This is a genomic window from Pseudonocardia sp. NPDC049154, from assembly GCF_040648315.1.
Taxonomy (GTDB): Bacteria; Actinomycetota; Actinomycetes; order Mycobacteriales; family Pseudonocardiaceae; genus Pseudonocardia.
Genome location: NZ_JBEZDN010000028.1, coordinates 20,340 through 38,318 on the forward strand (window position 1 = coordinate 20,340; position 17,979 = coordinate 38,318).

A 17,979-nucleotide genomic window follows, 5' to 3' on the forward strand; every position below is an offset into this window, starting at 1 on the left:
GGGGTGGGGTGGCGCCCGCGCCGCCCGACTCAAAAAACACAAACCACCCAGACCCGCGGGCCGGCGGTGGCCCCCTCGGCCCCCCCCCCCCCCCCACCCCGGTCGAGGGCCGCACGAACCGGTGTGGCATCCTTGACGGGTTGCGCGCGGACGGCGGGCACACGGAAGCCGGGAGTTCCCGGAACTCCGTGAGTCGTCGGAAGCGCCGACCCCGGATCGACAAGCGACCCCCTGGGGGGAAGCGGTGACCCGGGGACCGGTATGCGGGTAGCAGGGCGACACGCCCGACCTCGTGGACCGGAGCCCAGAGGGTGAGACCTGAACAGAGCGCGGACGCCCGGTCCGCATCGGATGCCCGAGCCGCAGCGGCTCGCGCGCGTCGGTGCCGGTGGTGCGACGTAGTACTGGTCGGGGCTCCCCTCGGGGCGGGACACCCGGAGACACCGTGAAGCAGCGGCAGGAAGAAGAGGACGACCCACGACCATGGCGGGACAGAAGATCCGCATCAGGCTCAAGGCCTACGACCACGAGGCAATCGACGCGTCTGCTCGCAAGATCGTGGAGACGGTGACGCGTACCGGTGCCCGTGTCGTCGGTCCTGTGCCGCTGCCGACCGAGAAGAACGTGTACTGCGTCATCCGCTCGCCGCACAAGTACAAGGACTCGCGCGAGCACTTCGAGATGCGCACGCACAAGCGGCTGATCGACATCCTCGACCCGACGCCGAAGACGGTCGACGCGCTCATGCGCATCGACCTGCCGGCCAGCGTCGACGTCAACATCCAGTAGGGCACCGATGAGCGACAGGCAGATCACCGGGATCCTGGGGCGCAAGCTCGGGATGACCCAGGTATTCGACGAGAACAACCGCGTGGTTCCGGTCACCGTGGTCCAGGCCGGGCCGAACGTCGTGACCCAGATCCGCTCGCAGGACAAGGACGGGTACGAGGCGGTCCAGCTCGCCTTCGGTGCCATCGACCCGCGCAAGGTCAACAAGCCGGAGACCGGGCACTTCGCCAAGGCCGGCGTGACCCCGCGGCGCTTCACCGTCGAGCTGCGCACCACGGACGCCGCGACCTACGAGCTCGGCCAGGAGATCACTGCCGAGGCCTTCGAGACCGGCGCGGTCGTCGACGTGGTCGGCACCACCAAGGGCAAGGGCACCGCGGGTGTCATGAAGCGGCACGGCTTCGGCGGTCTGGGCGCCTCGCACGGTACCCAGCGCAAGCACCGCTCCCCGGGCTCCATCGGCGGCTGCGCCACCCCGGGCCGCGTGTTCAAGGGCCTGCGCATGGCCGGCCGCATGGGTGTCGCCCGCCAGACCACGCAGAACCTGAAGATCCACCGCGTCGACGCCGAGCGCGGCCTGCTGCTGATCAAGGGTGCCGTCCCCGGCCCCCGCGGCGGCCTCGTCGTGGTGAAGAGCGCCGCGAAGGGTGGTGCGAAGTGAGCACCGTCGACGTCAAGGACGCCGCGGGCACCAAGGCCGGCAGCGTCGAGCTCCCGGACCACGTCTTCGACGTGACCGCGAACGTGCCGCTGATGCACCAGGTCGTCGTGGCCCAGCAGGCCGCGGCCCGCCAGGGCACGCACGACACGAAGACCCGCGGCGAGGTCCGTGGCGGCGGCAAGAAGCCGTACCGCCAGAAGGGCACCGGCCGCGCCCGCCAGGGCTCGACCCGCGCGCCGCAGTTCGCCGGCGGTGGCACGGTCCACGGCCCGACGCCGCGCGACTACAGCCAGCGGACCCCGAAGAAGATGAAGGCCGCCGCCCTGCGTGGCGCGCTGTCGGACCGGGCCCGCGCCGGCCTCGTCCACGTCGTCTCGGGTCTCGTCGACGGGGACACCCCCTCGACGAAGTCCGCCCGCCAGGCCATCGAGGCCGTCGCCGGCGCCGACACCCGCGTGCTCGCGGTGGTCGACCGGGACGACACGGTGAACCTGCTGAGCCTGCGCAACCTGCCGCAGGTGCACCTCATCGCGCCCGACCAGCTGAACACCTACGACGTGCTGGTCAACGACGCGGTCGTGTTCACGCAGGCCTCGCTCGACGCGTTCCTCGCCGGCCCCATCGCCGTCAAGACGAAGCGTGCCGAGGAGGCTGCGAAGTGATCCCCGACCCGCGCGACATCCTGCTCGCGCCGGTGGTGTCCGAGAAGAGCTACTCGCTGCTCGACGAGAAGCAGTACACCTTCCTGGTCCACCCCGACGCGAACAAGACCCAGATCAAGATCGCCGTGGAGCAGGTGTTCGGGGTCAAGGTCGTCAGCGTCAACACGCTGAACCGCCCCGGGAAGCGCAAGCGCTCCCGCACCGGCTACGGCAAGCGCAAGGACACCAAGCGCGCGATCGTCACGCTCTCCGCGGAGAGCAAGGACATCGACGTCTTCGGTGCCCGGGCGAGCTGAGGGAGCGAGCTGACCCATGGGTATCCGTAAGTACAAGCCGACGACTCCCGGCCGCCGCGGTTCCAGCGTCTCCGACTTCGCGGAGATCACCCGGTCCACGCCGGAGAAGTCGCTGATCCGTCCGCTGCACAGCAAGGGCGGCCGCAACGCGCACGGCAAGGTCACCACCCGCCACCAGGGCGGCGGCCACAAGCGTGCGTACCGCCTGATCGACTTCCGGCGGAACGACAAGGACGGCATCCCGGCCACGGTCGCGCACATCGAGTACGACCCCAACCGGACGTCCCGCATCGCGCTGCTGCACTACGCGGACGGCGAGAAGCGCTACATCATCGCGCCCGCCCGCCTGAAGCAGGGCGACAAGGTCGAGGCAGGCCCGAAGGCCGACATCAAGGTCGGCAACAACCTGCCGCTGCGCAACATCCCGACCGGCACCGTGGTGCACGCGATCGAGCTCCGCCCCGGTGGCGGCGCGAAGATCGCCCGCTCCGCCGGCTCGAGCGTGCAGCTGGTGGCGAAGGACGGCCCGTACGCGCAGCTGCGCATGCCGTCCGGCGAGATCCGCAACGTCGACGTGCGCTGCCGCGCCACCGTCGGCGAGGTGGGCAACGCCGAGCACTCCAACATCAACTGGGGCAAGGCCGGCCGCATGCGGTGGAAGGGCAAGCGCCCGACCGTCCGCGGTGTCGCCATGAACCCGGTCGACCACCCGCACGGTGGTGGTGAGGGCAAGACCTCCGGTGGTCGCCACCCGGTCAACCCCGCGGGCAAGCCCGAGGGCCGCACCCGCCGCACCAAGCCGTCCGACAAGTTGATCGTCCGCCGGCGCCGTACCGGCAAGAAGCGCTGAGCAGGGAGGTAAGAGATGCCGCGCAGCCTGAAGAAGGGCCCCTTCGTGGACGACCACCTGCTCAAGAAGGTGGACGCCCTCAACGAGTCCGGCAAGAAGACCGTCATCCGGACCTGGTCCCGACGGTCCACCATCATCCCGGACATGATCGGCCACACGATCGCGGTGCACGACGGCCGCAAGCACGTGCCGGTCTTCGTGTCCGACTCGATGGTCGGCCACAAGCTGGGGGAGTTCGCTCCCACCCGCACGTTCCGTGGCCACATCAAGGACGACCGCAAGGCGCGCAGGCGCTGAGGCGGACCGAGTAGCGACCAAGGAGAGGTGGGAGTAAATGGCTGACACAGCCAGCAGCACCGCCGACGCCGCGCTCGAGCCCGCTCGAGCGCTGGCGAAGGCCCGGTTCGTGCGCATGTCGCCGACCAAGTGCCGGCGCGTCGTGGACCTTGTCCGCGGCCTGCCGGTGAGCGAGGCCCTGGCGATCCTGCGGTACTCGCCGCAGGCCGCCGCGGAGCCGGTGGCCAAGGTCGTGGCGAGCGCCGCGGCCAACGCCGAGAACAACTTCGACATGGACCCGGAGACCCTCGTGGTCGCCGTCGCCATGGTCGACGAGGGGCCGACGCTCAAGCGCATCCGGCCGCGGGCCCAGGGCCGCGCGTACCGGATCCGCAAGCGGACGAGCCACATCACCATCGAGGTCGAGTCCGCCCCGCAGAAGGCCGGCCGTCGTGGTGCGAAGGGGAGGGCCCGCTGATGGGGCAGAAGATCAACCCGCACGGCTTCCGCCTGGGCATCACCACGGACTGGAAGTCGCGCTGGTACGCCGACAAGCAGTACGCGGAGTACGTGAAGGAGGACGTCGAGATCCGCCGCATGCTCTCCAAGGGCATGGAGCGGGCCGGCATCTCCAAGGTCGAGATCGAGCGGACCCGGGACCGCGTGCGGGTGGACATCCACACCGCCCGCCCGGGCATCGTGATCGGCCGCCGCGGCGCCGAGGCCGACCGCATCCGCGGCAACCTCGAGAAGCTGACCAAGAAGCAGGTCCAGCTCAACATCCTCGAGGTCAAGAACTCCGAGTCGGACGCGCAGCTCGTGGCGCAGGGCGTCGCCGAGCAGCTGTCCAACCGTGTGGCCTTCCGCCGCGCGATGCGCAAGGCCATCCAGTCGGCCATGCGCTCGCCGCAGGTGAAGGGCATCCGGGTGCAGTGCTCCGGTCGCCTCGGCGGCGCGGAGATGTCGCGCTCGGAGTTCTACCGCGAGGGTCGCGTCCCGCTGCACACGCTGCGCGCGGACATCGACTACGGCCTGTTCGAGGCCCGCACGACCTTCGGCCGCATCGGCGTGAAGGTCTGGATCTACAAGGGCGACGTCGTCGGCGGCCGCCGGGAGAACGCCCCCGCCGCCGAGGCGCCGGGCCGTGGCCCGCGCCGCGAGCGTCCGGCCCGCCGTCGTTCCGGGGCCTCGGGCACGACCGCGACCAGCACCGACGCCGGGCGCGCCGCCGCCGAGCAGTCGGGTGGCACCGCCACCGCGACCGCAGCGCCGTCGGAGGCCCCGGCCTCTAGCAACGGGGAGAACTGAGCCATGCTGATCCCCCGCAAGGTGAAGCACCGCAAGCAGCACCGTCCGCACCGGACGGGGATGTCGACCGGTGGCACCCGGGTCACGTTCGGCGACTTCGGGATCCAGGCGCTGGAGCCCGCCTACGTCACCAACCGGCAGATCGAGTCGGCGCGTATCGCGATCAACCGGCACATCCGCCGTGGCGGCAAGGTGTGGATCAACGTCTTCCCGGACCGCCCGCTGACCAAGAAGCCCGCCGAGACCCGCATGGGTTCCGGTAAGGGCTCCCCCGAGAAGTGGGTGACCAACGTGAAGCCCGGCCGGGTGCTCTTCGAGATGAGCTACCCGAACGAGGCCACCGCGCGTGAGGCCCTGCGCCGGGCCATCCACAAGCTGCCCATGAAGTGCCGGATCGTGACCCGTGAGGGTGGTGACATCTGATGGCGGCCACCACTGCTGCCGAGCTGCGTGAGCTGACCGACGAGGAGCTCGTGCTGCGGGTCAAGGAGGCCAAGGAGGAGCTGTTCAACCTCCGCTTCCAGATGGCGACCGGGCAGCTGGACAACAACCGGCGGCTGCGTACCGTCCGGCACGACATCGCGCGGATCTACACGGTCATGCGCGAGCGCGAGCTGGGCCTCTCGGCCGCCCCGAGCGACAACGAGGGCGCGGCATGAGCGAGAAGACTCAGGAGCAGCGCGGGGAGCGGAAGGTCCGCGAGGGCCTGGTCGTGTCCGACAAGATGGACAAGACCATCGTGGTCACCCTCGAGGACCGCGTGAAGCACCCGCTGTACGGCAAGGTCATCCGGCGGACCAGCAAGGTCAAGGCGCACGACGAGGCCAACACGGCCGGCGTCGGCGACCGCGTCCGGCTGATGGAGACCCGGCCGCTGTCCGCCACCAAGCGGTGGCGGCTGGTCGAGATCCTGGAGAAGGCGAAGTGATCCAGCAGGAGTCGCGGCTGCGCGTCGCCGACAACACCGGTGCCAAGGAGATCCTGTGCATCCGGGTGCTGGGCGGTTCGGCGCGGCGCTACGCGGGGATCGGCGACACCATCGTCGCCACCGTCAAGGACGCGATCCCCGCGGCCGGCGTGAAGCGCGGTGACGTCGTCAAGGCCGTCATCGTGCGCACGGTGAAGGAGAAGCGCCGTCCGGACGGCAGCTACATCCGGTTCGACGAGAACGCCGCCGTCCTGATCAAGGACAACGGCGAGCCGCGGGGGACCCGCATCTTCGGCCCGGTCGGTCGCGAGCTCCGCGACCGCCGGTTCATGAAGATCATCTCCCTCGCCCCGGAGGTGCTCTAGAGCATGAAGGTCAAGAAGGGCGACACGGTCCTCGTCATCGCCGGCAAGGACAAGGGCGCGAAGGGCAAGGTCATCCAGGCCTACCCGGACCGCGACCGCGTCCTCGTCGAGGGCGTGAACCGCATCAAGAAGCACACGCGGGTGAGCCAGAACCAGCGGGGCGCGCAGTCCGGCGGGATCGTCACCCAGGAGGCGCCCATCCACGTCTCGAACGTGATGGTCGTCGACTCCGACGGCAAGCCGACGCGCATCGGCAAGAAGCTCGTCGAGTCCGAGGACGGCGGCAAGGCCAGGCGCGTCCGGATCTCCCGCAAGTCGGGGAAGGAGATCTGATGACCACCACGGAGAAGGTCAACCCGCGCCTCAAGCAGCGCTACGTCGACGAGATCAAGGGCGAGCTGCAGAAGCAGTTCTCCTACGGCAACGTCATGCAGATCCCCGGCGTCGTCAAGGTCGTCGTGAACATGGGTGTCGGCGACGCCGCCCGTGACTCGAAGCTGATCGACGGCGCCGTGCGGGACCTGGCCACCATCACCGGCCAGAAGCCGCAGGTCCGGCGGGCCACCAAGTCCATCGCGCAGTTCAAGCTGCGCGAGGGCATGCCGATCGGCGCGAAGGTCACCCTGCGCAACGACCGGATGTGGGAGTTCCTGGACCGGCTGCTGACGATCGCGCTGCCGCGTATCCGCGACTTCCGCGGCCTCTCGCCGAACCAGTTCGACGGGCGTGGCAACTACACGTTCGGTCTCACGGAGCAGTCCATGTTCCACGAGATCGACCCGGACTCGATCGACCGGCCGCGGGGCATGGACATCACCGTCGTGACCACCGCGACCACGGACGAGGAAGGCCGGGCGCTCCTGCGCCAGCTCGGCTTCCCCTTCAAGGAGAACTGAGAGATGGCGAAGAAGGCGCTTCGCATCAAGGCGGAGAAGACCCCCAAGTTCAAGGTCCGCGGCTACACCCGCTGCCAGAAGTGCGGGCGTCCGCGCGCGGTCCTGCGCAAGTTCGGCCTCTGCCGCGTGTGCGTCCGCGAGATGGCGCACGCCGGCGAGCTGCCGGGCGTCAGCAAGAGCAGCTGGTAAGAGCACCAGCTGTCGTTTCGTTCGCCGTAGGCCCCCCGGAGAGCCGGGGGGAACCACGGCGGGAAAGAGACACCACACCATGACGATGACCGATCCGATCGCAGACATGCTCACGCGTCTGCGGAACGCGAACTCGGCCTATCACGACCAGGTCGTGATGCCGCACTCCAAGCTGAAGGTCGCCATTGCGGAGATCCTGCAGAAGGAGGGCTACATCGCGAGCCACCACACCGAGGACGCCGAGGTCGGCAAGTCCCTGGTGATCGAGCTCAAGTACGGGCGCAACCGCGAGCGCAGCATCGCCGGCCTGCGCCGGGTCTCGAAGCCGGGCCTCCGGGTCTACGCGAAGTCGACCAACCTGCCGCGCGTCCTCGGCGGCCTGGGCATCGCGGTCATCTCGACCAGCCAGGGCCTCCTCACGGACAAGCAGGCCTACCGGAGCGGCGTGGGCGGGGAAGTCCTCGCCTACGTCTGGTGAGAAGGGAGTAGAGCGATGTCCCGCATCGGGAAGCTGCCGATCACCGTTCCGTCCGGGGTCGACGTGACCATCGACGGCCGCACCGTCACCGTCAAGGGCCCGAAGGGCACCCTGTCGCACACCGTCATCGCGCCGATCACGGTCGAGCGCGGCGACGACGGCGCGGTCCTGGTCAAGCGGCCGGACGACGAGCGGAAGACCAAGGCCTACCACGGCCTGTCCCGCACCCTGGTGAACAACCTCGTCGAGGGCGTCACCAAGGGCTACGAGAAGAAGCTCGAGATCGTCGGCGTCGGTTACCGCGTCGCGCTCAAGGGCTCCTCGCTCGAGTTCGCGCTCGGGTTCAGCCACCCCGTCGTGGTCCAGGCGCCGGAGGGCATCACCTTCGCCGTCGAGTCGCCCACCAAGTTCTCGGTGAGCGGCATCGACAAGCAGCTGGTGGGCGAGACCGCGGCGAACATCCGCAAGATCCGCAAGCCGGAGCCCTACAAGGGCAAGGGTGTGCGGTACGCCGGCGAGAACGTCCGCCGCAAGGTCGGGAAGACGGGTAAGTAAGCCATGGCCGACACGATTTCTGCGAACGCGAAGAAGCGCACCGCCTCGCGGGTGTCCGCCACCCGCCGCAAGGGGCTGGCCCGCCGGCACGCCCGGCTGCGCAAGAAGATCAGCGGGACGCCGGCGCGTCCGCGGCTGGCGGTCAAGCGCTCCTCGCGCCACGTGCACGTGCAGCTGATCGACGACGTCGCGGGCCACACGCTGGCCGCCGCCTCGTCGCTCGACGCGGACGTGCGCTCGGTGGAGGGCGACAAGAAGGCCAAGGCCGCCAAGGTCGGCGAGCTCATCGCCGACCGGGCCAAGGCCGCCGGTGTCGAGGCGGTCGTCTTCGACCACGGTGGTTTCGGCTACCACGGCCGGATCGCGGCGCTGGCCGACGCCGCCCGCGAGGGAGGCCTGAAGTTCTGATGGACACCAACATGATGGAAGGGACCGTCTGATGCCGGGACGTACGCGGCGCGAAGGCGGTGGCCCGGGCGGTAACGACCGCCGGGACCGCCGCGACGGTGGCCGTGGCGGGGCGGCCCAGGACAAGACCCCGTACATCGAGCGACTCGTCACGATCAACCGCGTGGCCAAGGTCGTGAAGGGTGGTCGTCGCTTCAGCTTCACCGCCCTCATGATCGTCGGCGACGGCGACGGCCTGGTCGGCGTGGGCTACGGCAAGGCCAAGGAGGTGCCGGCCGCGATCGCCAAGGGTGTCGAGGAGGCGAAGAAGAACTTCTTCCGCGTCCCCCGCATCGGCGGCACGATCGTGCACCGTGTCCAGGGTGAGGCGGCCGCGGGCGTCGTCCTGCTCCGCCCGGCCAGCCCCGGTACCGGTGTCATCGCCGGTGGCCCGGTGCGCGCCGTCCTGGAGTGCGCCGGCATCCACGACGTCCTGTCGAAGTCGCTGGGCAGCGACAACGCGATCAACATCGTGCACGCCACGGTGGACGCGCTGAAGCAGATCCAGCGCCCGGAGGAGGTCGCGGCCCGCCGCGGCCTGCCCCTCGAGGACGTCGCGCCGGCCTCCATGCTGCGGGCTCGGGCCGAGGCGGCCCAGGCTGCGAGGGCGTGATGGCCGACAAGAAGCTGATCGTCACCCAGGTCAAGTCCGCCATCGGCGGGCAGCGCAACCAGCGTGAGACTCTCAAGGCCCTCGGCCTGCGCAAGATCCGCCAGTCCCAGGAGTGGCCGGACACCACGCAGGTCCGCGGGATGATCAACACGGTCCGTCACCTGGTGACGGTCGAGGAGGTGAAGTCCTGATGAGCGAGACGATCAAGGTTCACCACCTGCGCCCGGCGCCCGGCGCCAAGACCGCCAAGACCCGCGTCGGTCGCGGTGAGGGCAGCAAGGGCAAGACCGCCGGTCGCGGTACCAAGGGCACCAAGGCCCGCAAGACCGTGTCCCCGGCCTTCGAGGGCGGGCAGATGCCGCTGCACATGCGGCTGCCCAAGCTCAAGGGCTTCAAGAACCGGTTCCGGACCGAGTACCAGGTCGTGAACGTCGGCGACCTGGCGGCCCTCTTCCCGCAGGGCGGCGAGGTCGGCCCGGCCGAGCTCGTCGAGGCCGGTGCGGTCCGCAAGGGCCAGCCGGTCAAGGTCCTCGGCAACGGGGACCTCGACGGTGTCACGCTCACCGTCAGCGCCCACGCCTTCTCCGGCTCCGCCAAGGAGAAGATCGCGGCCGCGGGTGGCACCGCCACCGAGCTCTGACCTGTCCGAGACAGGGCTTCACCCGGCGACGCCGTCCGAGCGGCCCGCCCCCGTCGAGGGGCGGCCGAGCGGGCGGCGTCGTCGCTGTTAGAGTCGTCTTTCGCCCAGGCCGTCGCGACGCACGGACCGTGCGGGCAGCAGACCAGGAGGATCACCGAGGTGCTCAGCGCTTTCCGGGCGGCCCTCACGACCCCGGATCTCCGGAAGAAGATCCTCTTCACCCTCGGGGTCGTGGCCGTCTACCGGCTCGGGGCGAACATCCCGTCGCCCGGCGTGTCCTACCCGAACGTGCAGGAGTGCATCCGGCAGGTCGAGGGCAGCGACAACGCGGGCATCTACTCGCTCATCAACCTGTTCTCCGGCGGCGCGCTCCTGCAGCTGTCGATCCTGGCCCTCGGGATCATGCCGTACATCACGGCGTCGATCATCATCCAGCTGCTCACCGTGGTCATCCCGCGGTTCGAGGTGCTGAAGAAGGAGGGCCAGTCCGGGCAGGCCAAGCTCACGCAGTACACCCGCTACCTCACGATCGCGCTGGCGATCCTGCAGGCCACCGGGATCGTGGCGCTGGCCGACCGTGGCGCGTTGCTCGGCAACTGCGACCGGCCGATCATCCCGGACTCGACCGTCTTCTCGCTCGCGATCATCGTCATCGTCATGACGGCGGGCACCTCGGTCGTCATGTGGCTGGGTGAGCAGGTCACGGAGAAGGGCATCGGCAACGGTATGTCGTTGCTGATCTTCGCCTCGATCGCGCACCGCATCCCCGCCGAGGGCAAGAACATCCTCGACAACGCCGGCCCGCTGGCGTTCGCGGCCGTCTGCGTGTTCGGCCTGGCCATCATCGTCAGCGTCGTGTTCGTCGAGCAGGGCCAGCGCCGGATCCCGGTGCAGTACGCCAAGCGGATGGTCGGGCGCCGGATGTACGGCGGCACGTCCACGTACCTGCCGCTCAAGGTGAACCAGGCCGGCGTCATCCCGGTCATCTTCGGCAGCTCGCTGCTGTACCTGCCGGACCTGGTGTCCCGGCTGCTCGGCAACGAGGGCGGCGCCTTCCAGCAGTTCGTCCAGACCTACCTGGTCGACCAGTCCAACTGGCTGCACATCACCCTGTACGTCGCGCTCATCATCTTCTTCACGTACTTCTACGTCGGTATCACCTTCAACCCGGAGGAACGGGCCGACGAGATGAAGAAGTTCGGCGGCTTCATCCCGGGCATCCGGCCGGGCCGGCCGACCGCCGAGTACCTGAACTTCGTGCTCAGCCGCATCACCCTGCCGGGATCGCTCTACCTGGGCATCATCGCCGTCCTGCCGAACTTCTTCCTCGGCGTCACGGGCAGCGGGCAGAACCAGAACTTCCCCTTCGGCGGCACCGCCGTACTGATCATGGTCGGGGTCGGGCTGGACACCGTGAAGCAGATCGAGAGCCAGCTGATGCAGCGGAACTACGAAGGTTTCCTGCGTTAGAGTCGGGGTAGGGGCCTTGTTCGACGGGCCGTCGAAGATGCAGTATCGACGCCTCGGCGAGCGGGCCCCTGAGCCCGACGGTCCCGTCGAGGATCACCTCGTTCGTCGCCAGGACAGGCGGCAGAGCAGAAGAGAGCAGGGAGGTCGGGTTCCAAGTGCGACTCGTTCTTGTCGGTCCGCCGGGCGCGGGTAAGGGGACGCAGGCCGAGCGCCTGGCCCAGCAGCTGGACATCCCCCACATCTCGACGGGAGACCTGTTCCGGGCGAACCTGAAGGACGAGACGCCGCTCGGCCTCGAGGCCAGGTCGTACATGGACGCCGGCAACCTCGTGCCGGACTCGGTCACCGTCGCGATGGTGAAGGACCGCCTCGCGGACCCCGACGCCGCGAAGGGCTTCATCCTCGACGGCTTCCCGCGGACCGTCCCGCAGGCGGACGCGCTGGCCGGGATCCTGGCCGAGTACGGTGTCGAGCTCGACGCCGTCGTCGAGTTCCAGGTGGACGACGAGGTCGTCGTGCAGCGGCTGCTCGGCCGCGGCCGGTCGGACGACAACGAAGAGGTCATCCGCAACCGCCAGCAGGTGTACCGGGACGAGACGGCGCCGCTGCTGCGGTACTACGCCGACCGGCTCGTCACGGTCGACGCGGTCGGCGAGGTCCCCGAGATCACGGACCGGGTGACCACCGCCCTCGAGGCACGCAAGTAGGACCCATCGACAGGAGGCCCGCATGACCGGCAGGAAGGGCGGCGTGCGCGGCGCGATCGCACGGCTTCGGGGGCGCGACATCGAGCTCAAGAGTCCGGCCGAGATCGAGGCCATGCGGGCGGCGGGAGCCGTGGTGGCCGCCGCGCTGGCGGCGGTCGCCGACCTCGCCAAGCCGGGGGTCTCCACGGCGGAGCTGGACGCGCTGGCGGAGCAGGTCATCCGCGACGCCGGCGCCGTCCCCTCCTTCCAGGGCTACCACGGGTTCCCGGCGAGCATCTGCGCGTCGGTGAACGAACAGATCGTCCACGGCATCCCGTCGCCGGCCCAGGTGCTGGCCGACGGGGATCTGGTCTCCGTGGACTGCGGCGCGATCCTCGACGGCTGGCACGGCGACTCCGCCGTCACGCTGGCCGTCGGGGAGGTGTCCGCCGCGGACCTCGCGCTGTCGAAGGCCTGCGAGGGCGCGATGTGGGCGGGGATCGAGGTCGTGCGCCCGGGAGCCCGGCTCACCGACATCTCGTACGCGATCCAGGAGGCCTGCCGGGCCGCCGCGACCGCGGACCGGGCGGACTACGGGATCGTCGCTGAGTACGGCGGCCACGGCATCGGCACGTCGATGCACATGGACCCGTTCCTGCCCAACCACGGCGAGCCCGGGCACGGCCCGAAGCTGCGTCCGGGCATGGCCCTGGCGATCGAGCCGATGCTCACCGCGGGCGACCCCGAGACCCGCGAGCTCGACGACGGCTGGACCGTCGTCACCGAGAACGGCGGGCGGGCCGTGCACTGGGAGCACACCGTCGCCGTCACCGAGGACGGGCACGCCGTCCTCACCCTCCCCGCCTGACGCCCCCGGCGGTCCCGCCCGGCCGGAACCGTCCGGTCGGGCAGGGTCTCGGATTGATCCGGAGAGGGCCTCCCGGCGCCCGGCTGGTCTACGTTCCACGCATGAGTGCTGATGCCGCAGCGCAGCGGCCTCCGGGAGCGACCGTGGGCGTGCCCCGCGAGTCGGGCTCCGGCGAGCGTCGCGTCGCGCTGGTGCCGAAGGTCGTGGAACGACTCCGGTCGAAGAACGTGTCCGTGGTCGTCGAGTCGGGCGCCGGGCTGGGTGCCCTGATCCCGGACCAGCTGTACGTCGACGCGGGCGCGACGGTCGGCGACCCGTGGTCGTGCGACGTGGTGGTGAAGGTGGCCCCGCCTACCGCCGAGGAGATCGGGCGGGTCAGGTCGGGCTCGACGTGGATCGGCTTCCTGGCCCCGCTGACGTCGTCGGACACGACCTCCGCGCTGCGCGAGGCCGGAGTCACGGCGTTCGCGATGGAGTCGATCCCACGGATCTCGCGGGCGCAGTCGATGGACGCGCTGTCCTCGCAGGCGAACGTGGCCGGGTACAAGGCGGTGCTGCTCGCGGCGGAGCGCTCGACGCGGTTCTTCCCGATGCTCACCACCGCGGCGGGCACGGTGAAGCCCGCGACCGCGCTGGTGCTCGGTGTCGGCGTGGCGGGGCTGCAGGCGTTGGCCACGGCGAAGCGGCTCGGCGCCCGCACGACCGGCTACGACGTGCGGCCCGAGGTGGCCGACCAGGTGCGCTCGCTCGGCGCGCAGTGGCTGGACCTCGGCATCGACGCGGCCGGCGAGGGCGGCTACGCCCGCGAGCTGACCGAGGACGAGCGGGCCGAGCAGCAGAAGCGCCTCGAGGAGGCCATCACCGGGTTCGACGTCGTGATCACCACGGCGCTGGTGCCCGGGCGCACGGCCCCGACCCTGGTCACCGCGAAGGCCGTGGAGGGGATGAAGCCGGGCAGCGTCGTCGTCGACCTGGCGGGGGAGACCGGCGGCAACTGCGAGCTGACCGAGCCGGGCGAGGTCGTCGTCAAGCACGACGTCACCATCGCCTCGCCGCTGAACCTGCCGGCCGGGATGCCCGAGCACGCGTCGGAGCTCTACGCCCGCAACGTCTCGGCCCTGCTCGAGCTCATGCTCGACGACGACGGCGCGGTCGCGCCGGACTGGTCGGACGAGGTCCTGGCGAAGTCCTGCGTGACCCGGGACGCCGACCAGGAGGGGGAGTCCTGATGCAGAGCGGGTCCCTGCTGGCGAACATCGCGATCCTGGTGCTGGCCGGGTTCGTCGGGTTCGCGGTCATCTCGAAGGTGCCGAACACGCTGCACACGCCGCTGATGTCCGGCACGAACGCGATCCACGGGATCGTGCTGCTCGGCGGGCTGATCGTGCTCGGCGAGCTGGAGAACCCGTCGGTGCTCGACGCGATCATCCTCGTCGTCGCGATCGTCTTCGGCACGATCAACGTCGTCGGTGGTTTCCTGGTCACCGACCGGATGCTGGGGATGTTCAAGGCCAAGCCCGCCGAGAAGGTCAGCGCCGACGCGGAGCAGAGCGCCGACGGTCAGGTGAAGCGCTGATGGACGCCGCGGTCCTGGACGTCCTCGTCCCGATCCTCTACATCGTCGCGTTCGCGCTGTTCATCTACGGCCTGATGGGCCTGACCGGGCCGAAGACGGCGGTGCGCGGCAACAAGATCGCCGCGGTCGGCATGCTGATCGCGGTCGTCGCGACGCTGCTGCGGGTGCACCACAACTGGATCCTGATCGTGGTCGGCCTGGTCGTGGGCGCGGCGCTGGGCGTGCCCTCGGCGCGCCGGGTGAAGATGACCGCGATGCCGCAGATGGTGGCGCTGTTCAACGGCGTCGGCGGCGGCGCGGTCGCGCTCATCGCCTGGTCGGAGTTCCGCACGTCCGGCGGCTTCCTCGACACCGCGACCTACGTCGTCGTCGCCTCGCTGTTCGCGGCGATCGTCGGCTCGGTGTCGTTCTGGGGCTCGCTGATCGCCTTCGGCAAGCTGCAGGAGATCCTGCCGGGCCGCCCGATGGGGCTGGGCCGGGCGCAGCAGGCGATCAACGTCCTGCTGCTGGTCGCCGCGGCCGTCTGCGCGGTGGTCGCCGGGCTGGGCGGGGCGTCCGAGCTGTGGATCGTCCTGGTCCTGCTGCTGGCCGCCGCGCTCGGCGTGATGGTGGTGCTGCCGATCGGCGGCGCCGACATGCCCGTGGTGATCTCGCTGCTCAATGCCCTGACCGGGCTCTCGGCCGCGGCCGCCGGGCTCGCGCTGGACAACACGGCGATGATCGTCGCCGGCATGATCGTCGGCGCATCCGGTTCGATCCTGACCAACCAGATGGCCGTGGCGATGAACCGGACCATCCCGGCCATCGTGGCCGGCGGGTTCGGCGGCACGGGCGTGGCGGCGTCGGACGACGGCGTGGACCGGACCGTGAAGTCGACCTCGGCCGCGGACGCGGCGATCCAGATGGCCTACGCCTCCCAGGTGATCGTGGTCCCGGGGTACGGGATGGCGGTCGCGCAGGCCCAGCACGCGGTCAAGGACATGGCCACGCTGCTCGAGGCCAAGGGGGTGGAGGTCAAGTACGCCATCCATCCCGTGGCCGGGCGCATGCCGGGGCACATGAACGTGCTGCTGGCCGAGGCCGACGTCGCCTACGACGCCCTCAAGGAGATGGACGAGATCAACGGCGAGTTCGCCCGCACGGACGTCACGCTCGTCATCGGGGCCAACGACGTCACCAACCCGGCGGCGCGCAACGACCCCAGCTCGCCCATCCACGGCATGCCGATCCTCAACGTCGACGAGTCCCGCACCGTCATCGTGCTCAAGCGCTCGATGAACAGCGGCTTCGCCGGCATCGACAACCCGCTCTTCTACGCCGAGCGCACCAGCATGCTCTTCGGCGACGCCAAGAAGTCCGTCACGGAGGTCACCGAGGAGCTCAAGGCCCTCTGACCGGCTCCGGTGAACGGCGTTCTCGCTCACCAGGTATGAGCGAGAGCGCCGTTCACCGTTCGGGGGCGGGGTCGAGGGGGTGCTGCAGCTCGTCGCGGTGCAGGCGCCAGCCCACGACCGCGGCGACGGCGAGCAGTACGGGGGCGAGGCCGGCGATCGCGAAGGTGAGCGGGATGCCGATCGCCTCGCCGACCGGGCCGGCGAGCGCGGTCGAGACCGGCATCAGCGCGAGCGACACGAAGAAGTCGAGGCTCGAGACGCGACCGAGCAGGTGCGAGGGGACGCGGCGCTGCAGCAGCGTCCCCCAGATCACCATCGCCGCGCCGTGCGCCGCCCCGACCACGCCGACGATCGCGCCCATGACCCACAGCCGGTCGGTGAACCCGATCGCCGCCAGCGGGACGCCGCCGACACCCCACAGCAGGATCATGACCGTGAGGTACCGGCGCGGCATCCGGCCCGCCGAGGCGATCAGCGAGCCCGCCGCGCCGCCCAGCCCGAACGCGGCCAGCACCAGCGCGTACCCGCCCGGCCCGCTCGCCGTCTGGTCCCGGACGGCGAAGGGCAGCAGCACCTCGATCGGGCCGATGACGACCAGCACGAGCAGCACGGCGAAGGCGAGTGTGGCGAAGAGCCAGCCGGTGCGCAGCAGGTAGGCGAAGCCCTCGCGCAGGTCGGCGAGGACCGAGCTGCGCTCCCGCTCCTCCTCCGCGGGCGGTGGCACCCGCATGGCGAGCAGCGGCAGGAGCGCCAGCGCGTACCCGGCGGCGGCGCCGCCGAGCGCGATGCCCGGTCCGAACGCGGCGACCAGCCCGCCGGCGAGGGCGGGGCCCGCGGCGTACATCGCGACGGGCCGCAGGACGCCCTCGAGACCGTTGGCGGCCAGCAGCTCGTCGGCCGGCAGCAGCGTCGGCAGGATCGCCGAGTACGCCGGGTAGAAGAAGGCCTCGGCGGCACCGACCACGAACGCGACGACCGCCAGGTGCCAGAGCTGCAGGGTGCCGGTGAGCGCGAGCGTCGCGGCGAGGCCCGCCATCACGATCCGGACCGCCTCGACGAGCCGGAGCAGCAGCCGTCGGGAGACCCGGTCGGCCGCCACCCCGCCCAGCAGGACGCTCGCCAGCAGCCCGGTGGCCGCGGCCGCGGACACCAGGGACAGGTCCGACGGCCCGCCGCCCAGCGCGATGACCTGGTAGACCAGTGCGACGATCCACAGCCCGCTGGCGAACAGCGACGCCGCCATCGACAGCGCGAGCATCGAGTAGTCGCGGTGCCGGAAGGGCCGCAGCGGCCGGGGCAGGCGCTGCGGGACGGGTGCCGTTCCGGTGCTCACGAGGCATACTGGAGCACCTGCACCGGGGTCGAGGTCAACCGTATTCCGGGCGAAGCGGACAGCGGCGGGGCGTCCGGGGCCCGTGGTGCGTGGCCTGCAGCCGCCCGCGCGCGTACCCCATGTGCCGGGCCCTGTAAAGCACACGTACACTGGGTCCTCGGCGCGCCGTGTGGCGCCGGTTCCGCTCGTGCGCGTGCGCACCCTCCGGTCCCGTCCCCGCCCCGTGGTGCGCCTGCAGCAGGACGAGCAGTACCCCAGCAGTACCCAGCAGTACAGCACGACCGACAACAGTCACCTGTCACGGAACGCGGAGGACATGGCCAAGAAGGACGGGGCGATCGAGGTCGAGGGCCGGGTCGTCGAACCCCTGCCGAACGCGATGTTCCGCGTGGAGCTGGAGAACGGGCACCGGGTCCTCGCGCACATCAGCGGGAAGATGCGGCAGCACTACATCCGGATCCTCCCCGAGGACCGGGTGGTCGTGGAGCTCTCTCCCTACGACCTCTCCCGCGGCCGCATCGTCTACCGCTACAAGTGACGACCAACAGAAGGATCGCCTGACGTGAAGGTCAAGCCGAGCGTCAAGCCGATCTGCGACAAGTGCAAGGTGATCCGCCGTCACGGCCGGGTCATGGTGATCTGCGAGAACCTGCGCCACAAGCAGCGCCAGGGCTGATCACCCGCTTCACGCGGAGACGC

30 protein-coding genes are annotated in these 17,979 nt (G+C 70.3%); 29 read left to right on the forward strand and 1 reads right to left on the reverse strand.

Going from position 1 to position 17,979, the window contains the following annotated elements; all coding sequences use genetic code 11:
• The first annotated feature begins 483 nt into the window (after positions 1-483).
• The 27 genes from rpsJ (at position 484) to AB0B41_RS16305 (ending at position 15,947) form a co-directional block, all read left to right on the forward strand.
• Complete coding sequence (gene rpsJ, locus AB0B41_RS16175; protein ID WP_003938093.1) at positions 484-789, forward strand: 30S ribosomal protein S10; 306 nt, start codon at positions 484-486, stop codon at positions 787-789.
• A 7-nt stretch (positions 790-796) separates the two neighbouring features.
• The gene (gene rplC, locus AB0B41_RS16180) at positions 797-1,450 is read left to right on the forward strand and encodes a 50S ribosomal protein L3 (protein ID WP_358203660.1); all 654 of its coding nucleotides are present in this window, start codon (positions 797-799) and stop codon (positions 1,448-1,450) included.
• The gene (gene rplD / locus AB0B41_RS16185; protein ID WP_358203662.1) at positions 1,447-2,112 is read left to right on the forward strand and encodes a 50S ribosomal protein L4; all 666 of its coding nucleotides are present in this window, start codon (positions 1,447-1,449) and stop codon (positions 2,110-2,112) included. Before rplC ends, rplD begins: the two co-directional genes overlap by 4 nt.
• The gene (gene rplW, locus AB0B41_RS16190; RefSeq protein ID WP_037046098.1) at positions 2,109-2,408 is read left to right on the forward strand and encodes a 50S ribosomal protein L23; all 300 of its coding nucleotides are present in this window, start codon (positions 2,109-2,111) and stop codon (positions 2,406-2,408) included. Before rplD ends, rplW begins: the two co-directional genes overlap by 4 nt.
• A gap of 16 nt (positions 2,409-2,424) precedes the next feature.
• Positions 2,425-3,258 carry a 50S ribosomal protein L2 gene (rplB, locus tag AB0B41_RS16195; protein WP_358203664.1) on the forward strand — a complete coding sequence of 278 codons (834 nt, stop codon included), beginning with the start codon at positions 2,425-2,427 and terminating at the stop codon, positions 3,256-3,258.
• 15 nt (positions 3,259-3,273) lie between these two features.
• Positions 3,274-3,555 (forward strand): 30S ribosomal protein S19, encoded by a 282-nt coding sequence (gene rpsS, locus AB0B41_RS16200; RefSeq protein WP_020622935.1) that lies wholly within the window; start codon positions 3,274-3,276, stop codon positions 3,553-3,555.
• Between the two features lie 37 nt (positions 3,556-3,592).
• Entirely contained in the window at positions 3,593-4,012 is a 420-nt protein-coding gene (gene rplV / locus AB0B41_RS16205; RefSeq protein ID WP_358203667.1) for a 50S ribosomal protein L22, read from the forward strand.
• On the forward strand, positions 4,012-4,842 hold the full coding sequence (rpsC, locus tag AB0B41_RS16210) for a 30S ribosomal protein S3 (RefSeq protein ID WP_037046104.1): 831 nt from the start codon (positions 4,012-4,014) through the stop codon (positions 4,840-4,842). The genes rplV and rpsC overlap by 1 nt, the downstream gene beginning before the upstream one ends.
• Before the next feature lie 3 nt (positions 4,843-4,845).
• Complete coding sequence (gene rplP, locus AB0B41_RS16215; protein WP_358203669.1) at positions 4,846-5,265, forward strand: 50S ribosomal protein L16; 420 nt, start codon at positions 4,846-4,848, stop codon at positions 5,263-5,265.
• On the forward strand, positions 5,265-5,501 hold the full coding sequence (rpmC, locus tag AB0B41_RS16220; protein WP_037046106.1) for a 50S ribosomal protein L29: 237 nt from the start codon (positions 5,265-5,267) through the stop codon (positions 5,499-5,501). Before rplP ends, rpmC begins: the two co-directional genes overlap by 1 nt.
• Complete coding sequence (gene rpsQ / locus AB0B41_RS16225; RefSeq protein WP_037046108.1) at positions 5,498-5,770, forward strand: 30S ribosomal protein S17; 273 nt, start codon at positions 5,498-5,500, stop codon at positions 5,768-5,770. Before rpmC ends, rpsQ begins: the two co-directional genes overlap by 4 nt.
• Positions 5,767-6,135 (forward strand): 50S ribosomal protein L14, encoded by a 369-nt coding sequence (gene rplN, locus AB0B41_RS16230; protein WP_181779537.1) that lies wholly within the window; start codon positions 5,767-5,769, stop codon positions 6,133-6,135. Before rpsQ ends, rplN begins: the two co-directional genes overlap by 4 nt.
• A 3-nt stretch (positions 6,136-6,138) precedes the next feature.
• Positions 6,139-6,468 (forward strand): 50S ribosomal protein L24, encoded by a 330-nt coding sequence (gene rplX / locus AB0B41_RS16235; RefSeq protein WP_358203673.1) that lies wholly within the window; start codon positions 6,139-6,141, stop codon positions 6,466-6,468.
• Positions 6,468-7,031, forward strand: coding sequence for a 50S ribosomal protein L5 (gene rplE, locus AB0B41_RS16240; protein ID WP_037046112.1), 564 nt, complete (start codon positions 6,468-6,470; stop codon positions 7,029-7,031). Before rplX ends, rplE begins: the two co-directional genes overlap by 1 nt.
• A gap of 3 nt (positions 7,032-7,034) precedes the next feature.
• On the forward strand, positions 7,035-7,220 hold the full coding sequence (locus tag AB0B41_RS16245) for a type Z 30S ribosomal protein S14 (protein ID WP_037046117.1): 186 nt from the start codon (positions 7,035-7,037) through the stop codon (positions 7,218-7,220).
• 79 nt (positions 7,221-7,299) lie between these two features.
• Positions 7,300-7,698 (forward strand): 30S ribosomal protein S8, encoded by a 399-nt coding sequence (rpsH, locus tag AB0B41_RS16250; RefSeq protein WP_358203676.1) that lies wholly within the window; start codon positions 7,300-7,302, stop codon positions 7,696-7,698.
• Positions 7,699-7,713: 15 nt separating this feature from the next.
• A complete protein-coding gene (rplF, locus tag AB0B41_RS16255) occupies positions 7,714-8,253 on the forward strand; it encodes a 50S ribosomal protein L6 (RefSeq protein ID WP_358203678.1) in 540 nt (179 codons plus the stop codon).
• A gap of 3 nt (positions 8,254-8,256) precedes the next feature.
• On the forward strand, positions 8,257-8,661 hold the full coding sequence (rplR, locus tag AB0B41_RS16260) for a 50S ribosomal protein L18 (RefSeq protein ID WP_358203680.1): 405 nt from the start codon (positions 8,257-8,259) through the stop codon (positions 8,659-8,661).
• Between the two features lie 31 nt (positions 8,662-8,692).
• Positions 8,693-9,313: a 30S ribosomal protein S5 gene (gene rpsE / locus AB0B41_RS16265; protein ID WP_358203681.1), complete on the forward strand. Its 621-nt coding sequence runs from the start codon at positions 8,693-8,695 to the stop codon at positions 9,311-9,313.
• The gene (gene rpmD, locus AB0B41_RS16270) at positions 9,313-9,504 is read left to right on the forward strand and encodes a 50S ribosomal protein L30 (RefSeq protein ID WP_358203683.1); all 192 of its coding nucleotides are present in this window, start codon (positions 9,313-9,315) and stop codon (positions 9,502-9,504) included. Before rpsE ends, rpmD begins: the two co-directional genes overlap by 1 nt.
• Positions 9,504-9,953, forward strand: coding sequence for a 50S ribosomal protein L15 (gene rplO / locus AB0B41_RS16275; protein WP_358203685.1), 450 nt, complete (start codon positions 9,504-9,506; stop codon positions 9,951-9,953). Before rpmD ends, rplO begins: the two co-directional genes overlap by 1 nt.
• A gap of 159 nt (positions 9,954-10,112) precedes the next feature.
• A complete protein-coding gene (gene secY / locus AB0B41_RS16280) occupies positions 10,113-11,423 on the forward strand; it encodes a preprotein translocase subunit SecY (protein WP_358203687.1) in 1,311 nt (436 codons plus the stop codon).
• Between the two features lie 155 nt (positions 11,424-11,578).
• Positions 11,579-12,130, forward strand: a complete 552-nt coding sequence (locus tag AB0B41_RS16285; RefSeq protein ID WP_358203689.1) for an adenylate kinase — start codon at positions 11,579-11,581, stop codon at positions 12,128-12,130.
• 22 nt (positions 12,131-12,152) lie between these two features.
• The gene (gene map / locus AB0B41_RS16290; protein WP_358203692.1) at positions 12,153-12,977 is read left to right on the forward strand and encodes a type I methionyl aminopeptidase; all 825 of its coding nucleotides are present in this window, start codon (positions 12,153-12,155) and stop codon (positions 12,975-12,977) included.
• A gap of 101 nt (positions 12,978-13,078) precedes the next feature.
• On the forward strand, positions 13,079-14,206 hold the full coding sequence (locus AB0B41_RS16295; RefSeq protein WP_358203694.1) for a Re/Si-specific NAD(P)(+) transhydrogenase subunit alpha: 1,128 nt from the start codon (positions 13,079-13,081) through the stop codon (positions 14,204-14,206).
• Positions 14,206-14,553 (forward strand): NAD(P) transhydrogenase subunit alpha, encoded by a 348-nt coding sequence (locus AB0B41_RS16300; protein WP_358203696.1) that lies wholly within the window; start codon positions 14,206-14,208, stop codon positions 14,551-14,553. Before AB0B41_RS16295 ends, AB0B41_RS16300 begins: the two co-directional genes overlap by 1 nt.
• A 14-nt stretch (positions 14,554-14,567) precedes the next feature.
• Positions 14,568-15,947, forward strand: coding sequence for an NAD(P)(+) transhydrogenase (Re/Si-specific) subunit beta (locus AB0B41_RS16305; RefSeq protein ID WP_358203760.1), 1,380 nt, complete (start codon positions 14,568-14,570; stop codon positions 15,945-15,947).
• A 52-nt stretch (positions 15,948-15,999) separates the two neighbouring features.
• Here AB0B41_RS16305 and AB0B41_RS16310 read toward each other — a convergent pair whose 3' ends face one another.
• Complete coding sequence (locus AB0B41_RS16310; RefSeq protein WP_358203698.1) at positions 16,000-17,280, reverse strand: MFS transporter; 1,281 nt, start codon at positions 17,278-17,280, stop codon at positions 16,000-16,002.
• Positions 17,281-17,596: 316 nt separating this feature from the next.
• Here AB0B41_RS16310 and infA point away from each other — a divergent pair, with 316 nt between their 5' ends.
• The gene (infA, locus tag AB0B41_RS16315) at positions 17,597-17,818 is read left to right on the forward strand and encodes a translation initiation factor IF-1 (RefSeq protein WP_010228514.1); all 222 of its coding nucleotides are present in this window, start codon (positions 17,597-17,599) and stop codon (positions 17,816-17,818) included.
• A 24-nt stretch (positions 17,819-17,842) separates the two neighbouring features.
• Positions 17,843-17,956, forward strand: a complete 114-nt coding sequence (gene rpmJ, locus AB0B41_RS16320) for a 50S ribosomal protein L36 (RefSeq protein ID WP_015883600.1) — start codon at positions 17,843-17,845, stop codon at positions 17,954-17,956.
• Positions 17,957-17,979: the final 23 nt, after the last annotated feature.

Excerpts from the sequence above, each read along its gene's own strand:
- rpsJ (WP_003938093.1), top strand. The coding sequence starts at position 484 with ATGGCGGGACAGAAGATCCGCATCAGGCTCAAGGCCTACGACCACGAG.
- rplC (WP_358203660.1), top strand. The coding sequence starts at position 797 with ATGAGCGACAGGCAGATCACCGGGATCCTGGGGCGCAAGCTCGGGATG.
- rplB (WP_358203664.1), top strand. The coding sequence starts at position 2,425 with ATGGGTATCCGTAAGTACAAGCCGACGACTCCCGGCCGCCGCGGTTCC.
- rpsS (WP_020622935.1), top strand. The coding sequence starts at position 3,274 with ATGCCGCGCAGCCTGAAGAAGGGCCCCTTCGTGGACGACCACCTGCTC.
- rplV (WP_358203667.1), top strand. The coding sequence starts at position 3,593 with ATGGCTGACACAGCCAGCAGCACCGCCGACGCCGCGCTCGAGCCCGCT.
- rpsC (WP_037046104.1), top strand. The coding sequence starts at position 4,012 with ATGGGGCAGAAGATCAACCCGCACGGCTTCCGCCTGGGCATCACCACG.
- rplP (WP_358203669.1), top strand. The coding sequence starts at position 4,846 with ATGCTGATCCCCCGCAAGGTGAAGCACCGCAAGCAGCACCGTCCGCAC.
- rpmC (WP_037046106.1), top strand. The coding sequence starts at position 5,265 with ATGGCGGCCACCACTGCTGCCGAGCTGCGTGAGCTGACCGACGAGGAG.
- rpsQ (WP_037046108.1), top strand. The coding sequence starts at position 5,498 with ATGAGCGAGAAGACTCAGGAGCAGCGCGGGGAGCGGAAGGTCCGCGAG.
- rplX (WP_358203673.1), top strand. The coding sequence starts at position 6,139 with ATGAAGGTCAAGAAGGGCGACACGGTCCTCGTCATCGCCGGCAAGGAC.
- rplE (WP_037046112.1), top strand. The coding sequence starts at position 6,468 with ATGACCACCACGGAGAAGGTCAACCCGCGCCTCAAGCAGCGCTACGTC.
- AB0B41_RS16245 (WP_037046117.1), top strand. The coding sequence starts at position 7,035 with ATGGCGAAGAAGGCGCTTCGCATCAAGGCGGAGAAGACCCCCAAGTTC.
- rpsH (WP_358203676.1), top strand. The coding sequence starts at position 7,300 with ATGACGATGACCGATCCGATCGCAGACATGCTCACGCGTCTGCGGAAC.
- rplF (WP_358203678.1), top strand. The coding sequence starts at position 7,714 with ATGTCCCGCATCGGGAAGCTGCCGATCACCGTTCCGTCCGGGGTCGAC.
- rplR (WP_358203680.1), top strand. The coding sequence starts at position 8,257 with ATGGCCGACACGATTTCTGCGAACGCGAAGAAGCGCACCGCCTCGCGG.
- rpsE (WP_358203681.1), top strand. The coding sequence starts at position 8,693 with ATGCCGGGACGTACGCGGCGCGAAGGCGGTGGCCCGGGCGGTAACGAC.
- rpmD (WP_358203683.1), top strand. The coding sequence starts at position 9,313 with ATGGCCGACAAGAAGCTGATCGTCACCCAGGTCAAGTCCGCCATCGGC.
- rplO (WP_358203685.1), top strand. The coding sequence starts at position 9,504 with ATGAGCGAGACGATCAAGGTTCACCACCTGCGCCCGGCGCCCGGCGCC.
- map (WP_358203692.1), top strand. The coding sequence starts at position 12,153 with ATGACCGGCAGGAAGGGCGGCGTGCGCGGCGCGATCGCACGGCTTCGG.
- AB0B41_RS16295 (WP_358203694.1), top strand. The coding sequence starts at position 13,079 with ATGAGTGCTGATGCCGCAGCGCAGCGGCCTCCGGGAGCGACCGTGGGC.
- AB0B41_RS16300 (WP_358203696.1), top strand. The coding sequence starts at position 14,206 with ATGCAGAGCGGGTCCCTGCTGGCGAACATCGCGATCCTGGTGCTGGCC.
- infA (WP_010228514.1), top strand. The coding sequence starts at position 17,597 with ATGGCCAAGAAGGACGGGGCGATCGAGGTCGAGGGCCGGGTCGTCGAA.